1 protein-coding gene is annotated in these 480 nt (G+C 66.7%); it reads right to left on the bottom strand.

The genetic code is table 11. The features are described 5' to 3' along the window. Positions 1–43 precede the first annotated feature (43 nt). Positions 44–480: hypothetical protein (locus tag KBX50_RS32535; protein ID WP_210941668.1), on the bottom strand; the 437-nt coding region annotated here is incomplete at its 5' end.

Here is a 480-nt window from a genome sequence, read left to right as displayed (position 1 = left end):
CTGTGGAGGAATGTCTTCGGTTGTTGTCTGACCGTGGTGGGGGTCAGCTGGTCCAGTGCTGGGCGACGAGGTCGGCGGCCTGCTGTTCCCACTGGGCGTAGTGGTCGGGGTAGGCCGACACCTGCACGGTCTGCGCGGCCTGGGTCAGGGGCATGTCCTGCCAGCCGTCGACCTGCTTGAGGCCCTTCAGGAACGCCAGGGTCGAGTATTCGGGGTCGGTGATCTGCTCCACCGTGCCCCAGCCCGACGACGGGCGCTGCTGGAACAGGCCTTGGGAGTCGTGGTCGTTGCGGTCACCGAGGTGACCCAGGTTCTCCAGCTTCGACTCCTGCAGGGCGGTGGCGATCGACACGACCGCGGCCCGCTCGTCCATGCCGGCCTTCTTCGTCGCCGCGATGATCGCCTTCACATTCGCGATCTGCTCGTCGTTCAACTCGATCGTCGACTGGTTGGCCGGGGCGCCGTGCGGCAGCAACTTGC

The organism is Micromonospora sp. C51 (genome assembly GCF_018070435.1).
Lineage (GTDB): Bacteria > Actinomycetota > Actinomycetes > Mycobacteriales > Micromonosporaceae > Micromonospora > Micromonospora sediminimaris.
Note: the sequence above shows the minus strand (reverse complement) of the source record. Positions and strands in the feature narration are given on the sequence as shown.